The sequence below is a fragment of the Pseudomonas sp. genome (genome assembly GCF_049645325.1).
Lineage (GTDB): Bacteria > Pseudomonadota > Gammaproteobacteria > Pseudomonadales > Pseudomonadaceae > Aquipseudomonas.
This window is the reverse complement of record NZ_JBARTQ010000681.1, coordinates 1-4,523: the sequence shown is the minus strand read 5'-3', so window position 1 is coordinate 4,523 and position 4,523 is coordinate 1. Positions and strand designations below refer to the sequence as shown.

General features: G+C 62.7%; 5 protein-coding genes and 1 pseudogene. All 6 read left to right on the top strand.

The genetic code is table 11. The annotated features are described in order from the left end of the window. Window positions 1-723: pseudogene (locus WBB95_RS29070) on the top strand (fumarate reductase/succinate dehydrogenase flavoprotein subunit); the annotation flags it as partial. Window positions 724-841: 118 nt separating this feature from the next. After that, window positions 842-1,087 (top strand): 4Fe-4S dicluster domain-containing protein, encoded by a 246-nt coding sequence (locus tag WBB95_RS29065; RefSeq protein WP_028616162.1) that lies wholly within the window; start codon window positions 842-844, stop codon window positions 1,085-1,087. Between the two features lie 120 nt (window positions 1,088-1,207). After that, complete coding sequence (locus WBB95_RS29060) at window positions 1,208-2,602, top strand: ABC transporter substrate-binding protein (protein WP_424490717.1); 1,395 nt, start codon at window positions 1,208-1,210, stop codon at window positions 2,600-2,602. A 13-nt stretch (window positions 2,603-2,615) separates the two neighbouring features. Continuing rightward, window positions 2,616-3,398 (top strand): ABC transporter permease, encoded by a 783-nt coding sequence (locus WBB95_RS29055; RefSeq protein WP_424490716.1) that lies wholly within the window; start codon window positions 2,616-2,618, stop codon window positions 3,396-3,398. Beyond that, window positions 3,398-4,237 (top strand): ABC transporter ATP-binding protein, encoded by an 840-nt coding sequence (locus tag WBB95_RS29050; protein WP_424490715.1) that lies wholly within the window; start codon window positions 3,398-3,400, stop codon window positions 4,235-4,237. Before WBB95_RS29055 ends, WBB95_RS29050 begins: the two co-directional genes overlap by 1 nt. Next, window positions 4,234-4,523 (top strand): HEAT repeat domain-containing protein (locus tag WBB95_RS29045; RefSeq protein ID WP_424490714.1); only part of this gene is annotated, 290 nt, incomplete at its 3' end. The genes WBB95_RS29050 and WBB95_RS29045, both read left to right, overlap by 4 nt.

Genomic DNA, 4,523 nt, shown 5'->3' with positions numbered 1-4,523 from the left:
CGCAGTGACATGGTCGAGATGCATATTTCAGAGATCGGCTTTTGCAGCGGGCATTCGGCGTCGGGCGTGTGGGTCAACGAGCGCGCCGAGACCTCGGTGAAGGGCTTGTATTCGGCAGGCGACATGGCGGCGGTACCGCATAACTACATGCTGGGCGCTTTTACCTACGGCTGGTTTGCCGGCACCAACGCCGCGCAGTTCGTGGTTGGCCGGAACTTCAGCGCGGTGGATGCCGAGCAGGTCGCCGCCGAGCAAGTCCGGGTGTATGCGCCCCTGGACCGCGAAACCGGGTTGCCACCCGCCCAGGTCGAATACAAGCTGCGCCGCTTGGTGAACGACTACCTGCAACCGCCCAAGGTCACCCGCAAGATGGAAATCGGCCTGCAGCGTTTCAGCGACATCGAGCGCGACCTCGACCAGATGAAGGCCCACAACCCTCACGAACTGATGCGCGCGATGGAAACCAGCGTGATCCGCGACTGCGCCGAAATGGCCGCCCGCGCGTCGCTGTACCGCGCCGAAAGCCGTTGGGGCCTGTACCACCACCGCGTCGATCACCCCTTGCGCAATGACGCCGACTGGTTCTGCCATTGCCACCTGAAAAAGGGCGACGACGGGCAGATGGTCAGCTTCAAGAAACCCGTGGAGCCCTACGTGATCCCGCTGGACGCCGAAGAAATGCAAGCCTACGACCGCCTGCGCGTAGGCGCCGACGCGGCCTGAGCCGAAATTGCGTGCAGGGAGGGGCTGCTGCGCAGCCCGGCGCGGGGCAAGCCCGCTCACCACAGAAAGCAAAGCAGTAGAAACGCAGAGAGCGCAAAAGCGCCAAGGACACCGTGAAATGGCCTACCAGCCCCAGGAAATATTCTTCCGCTCCAATGCGCCGGTAACGATCGACGAAGACAAGTGCATAGCCGAAAAAGGCTGCACGGTCTGTGTCGACGTCTGCCCGATGGACCTGTTGGCGATCAACCCGGCGACGCAGAAGGCCTACATGGCCTTCGACGAGTGCTGGTACTGCATGCCCTGCGAGAAGGATTGCCCCACCGGCGCTGTCAAGGTCGAGATTCCGTACCTGCTGCGCTGAGCGCTTTTGATTCCAAGCTATCCGCCTACACCGGACGCCAATGCCGTACCCCTCGTTTCCCACCGTGCCCGATCGCGGCGGAGACGACTTCCATCATTATGATTCGAGGGGAAACACCCAATGTTCTTGCGCGCAACCTTTGCCAGCCTGGTGCTGGCTTCCTTGAGCCTGCCGGTGCAGGCCGAAACCATCCGGGTCGCCATCGGCACCCAGGACACCACCATCAACTGCGCCGCCGGCGGCTTGCTGATTCGTGAACTGGGGTTGCTGGACAAGTACCTGCCCCACGACGGCAAGTACAAAGACGCCACCTACGACGTGCAGTGGAAGAACTTCACCAGTGGCGCACCGCTGACCAATGAAATGGTGGCCGGCAAACTGGATTTCGGCGCCATGGCCGACTTTCCCGGCGCCTTCAATGGCGTGGCCTTTGAGGGCGCGGGCAAGCACAGCCTGTTTATCAGCGTGCTGTCGGGCAACATCAAGGGCAGCGGCAACGGCATCGTGGTGCCTACGGCGTCCACGGCGCAGTCCCTGGCAGACCTGAAGGGCAAGACTATTTCCGTGCCGTTCGCCTCGACGGCCCACGGCATGTTGCTGCGCGCCGTCGCCGCCCAGGGCTGGGACCCGCTCACCGACGTCAACATCATTGCCCAGGCCCCGGAAGTGGCAGGCTCGGCGTTGCAGGCCAATAAAGTCGATGCACATGCCGACTTCGTGCCGTTTGGCGAGCCGTTCCCCAACCGGGGTTTCGCCCGCAAGATCTATGACGGCTCGCAATCAAACTCACCGACATTCCACGGTGCCCTGGTCGACGAACGCTACGCTCGCCAATACCCGGAAGTGGTCGTCGCCTACCTGCGCGCAAGCATCGAAGCCAACCAATTGCTCGCGGCGGAACCTGAGAAATACAGCGAGCTGATCGAAAAGGTCACCGGCGTCGAAGCCGAGGTCAACTACCTGTTCCACGGCCCGCTGGGCGTGCAAACCCGCGACCTGAGCTGGAAGCCGGAATACCGTCAGGCAGTCGGCACGGCAATCGACACACTTAAACTGTTGAAAAAGGCCGACCGAGGCCTGGACCTCAACACGTTTATCGACGACCAGTACCTGCGCGCCGCCTTCAAAGCCTCGGGCCTGGACTATCAGGCGCAACTGGGCAACTACGACCAGGCGCCGCTCAAGGCCAATGACGCCCTGACCGGAAAACCGATCACCGACTGGCAGCACGTGGCGCAAATCTGGGTCAAGGGCGAGTCGACAGTTCGCAGTTACGCCTCGCCTGAAGCCGCCTTCAGCGCGCTCGCCCGCTTGAAAAAGGACGGCAAGGATGTGCGTGCGGTGTATGCGCAGGCCGAAGACAGCGGCATCAAGTTGCTCGCCAACCAAGCGTGGTTTGCCAGCGACCGCAAGGGCAAGTTGAGCGCGTTCCTGCTCAAGGGCCAGGCGCAAGCCTTTGCGACGGCTCAAGGCGGCAAGCTGTTTGACTTCACTGACGCCGTCGCCGGTCGCTGACAGGAACATGCCCATGTCGACGCCTGTTTACCGCTGGCTGCCTCGTGCCGCGTCATTGCTGGTGTGCCTGCTGTTCTGGCAACTCGCCGCCAGCCACCACTGGAACCTGTGGCTGGTGACCTTCGCCAATGTACCCACGCCCGGCGCTGTGCTGGAGGCGGCGTTGGGGCTAGTGGATTCGGGCAAGTTGGCCCGGCACTTGAGTGCGAGCCTGACGCGGGTGTTTGAAGGTTACCTGGCCGCCGTGCTGATCGGAGTGGGGCTTGGCATCGCCATCGGGCGCTCGAAGTGGGCCGAAGACGTGCTGCTGCCGCCGCTGGAAGTGATTCGTCCGATCCCGGCGGTGGCGTGGATTCCGCTGGCGATCCTGATGTTCCCTTCGTCGGAGTTGTCGATGGTGTTCATCACCTTTACCGGCGCGTTGTTCCCGATTCTGCTTAACACCGTGCACGGCGTCGAAGGCGTCGATCCACGGCTGATCGCTTCGGCGCGCAGCCTTGGGGCAGGGCGCTTTGCGATCTTGCGCGAAGTGGTGTTGCCGGGCGCCGCACCGAGCATCATCACCGGCCTCGCCATCGGCATGGGCACGTCATGGTTCTGCCTGGTGACGGCGGAGATGATCTCGGGCCAGTTCGGCATCGGCTATTACACCTGGGAGTCGTACACCGTTCAGAACTACGCCGACATTGTGGTCGGCATGTTGTTGATCGGCGTGCTGGGCATGGGCAGCAGTTGGCTGGTCAAGCGCCTGGGCGCTGTATTCACCCCTTGGCACCGACCGCGAGGTAAAGCCTGATGACTGCACATGAAGGGCGTGTCGAGATACGCAATGTGTCGATTGTGCTGGGCGAACAGGCCCAGGCCTTCGAGGCCGTCAAGGCCCTCGATTGCAGCATCGAACCGGGGCAGTTCGTGTGCATTCTGGGGCCGTCGGGGTGTGGCAAGTCGACCTTGCTCGGCGCGTTGGCGGGCCACCTTGTACCCAGCCAAGGTGTTTTGCAGATGGACGGCCAGCCGGTTGTCGGCCCGTCCCAACAACGCGGCATGGTGTTTCAGCAACACACATTGTTTCCGTGGCGCAACGTGCGCGAGAACGTCGCGTTTGGCCTGAAGATGCGCGGCGTGGCCAAGGCTGAACGGTTGGCGGCGGCGGATGAAATCCTCGCACTGGTGGGGCTGGACGGGTTTGCCGAGCGGTGGCCGAACCAACTGTCGGGTGGCATGCAACAGCGCGTGGAGATTGCCCGGGTGCTGATCAACCGCCCGCGTTTATTGCTGATGGATGAACCTTTTGGCGCGCTGGACGCGCTGACGCGCATGAAGATGCAGGCGCTGTTGCTGGATATCTGGGCGCAGATTCGCACCACCGTGGTGTTCGTCACCCACGACATCGACGAAGCGCTGTTTCTCGCCGACCGCATCCTGGTGATGAGCCCGCGCCCGGGCCGCATCATTGAAGACTTTCAACTGCCGTTCCCTCGGCCACGTCACACCGAGCTGATGACCAGCCCCGAATTTACTCACCTCAAGCGCCACTGCCTGGAGCTGTTGCACCATGAAGATGGTCGCCAGTTGCCACGGCTGAACCCGCTCGGGCTGCCCGGCACTCACCCAAAACCGCGATTTGCCCTATGACCTATAACCCTGAAATAGAAGCCTTGCGCCCACGTCTGCAAGCGCCGGACGCCGCCATGCGCCGCATTGCGCTGATCGACCTGGCGGACCTGGAAGACCCTGACGGCCTGGAATGGCTGGTGGACAGCCTGCGCAATGATTCGTCGGTCGACGTGCGCGCCCAGGCGGCGACCCTGCTGGAAGCGTGGGAAGACGCCGAGGTGGTGCAAGCACTCTGCGAGGCGTTGACCGATGCCGAGACCGCCGTTCGCGATGCTGCAGCCCAGAGCTTAAGCGTGTTGAAGAC

What these genes read in the sequence shown, in the direction of transcription:
- WBB95_RS29050 (WP_424490715.1), top strand. Translation starts at nt 3,398, where the DNA reads ATGACTGCACATGAAGGGCGTGTCGAGATACGCAATGTGTCGATTGTG.
- WBB95_RS29055 (WP_424490716.1), top strand. Translation starts at nt 2,616, where the DNA reads ATGTCGACGCCTGTTTACCGCTGGCTGCCTCGTGCCGCGTCATTGCTG.
- WBB95_RS29065 (WP_028616162.1), top strand. Translation starts at nt 842, where the DNA reads ATGGCCTACCAGCCCCAGGAAATATTCTTCCGCTCCAATGCGCCGGTA.
- WBB95_RS29060 (WP_424490717.1), top strand. Translation starts at nt 1,208, where the DNA reads ATGTTCTTGCGCGCAACCTTTGCCAGCCTGGTGCTGGCTTCCTTGAGC.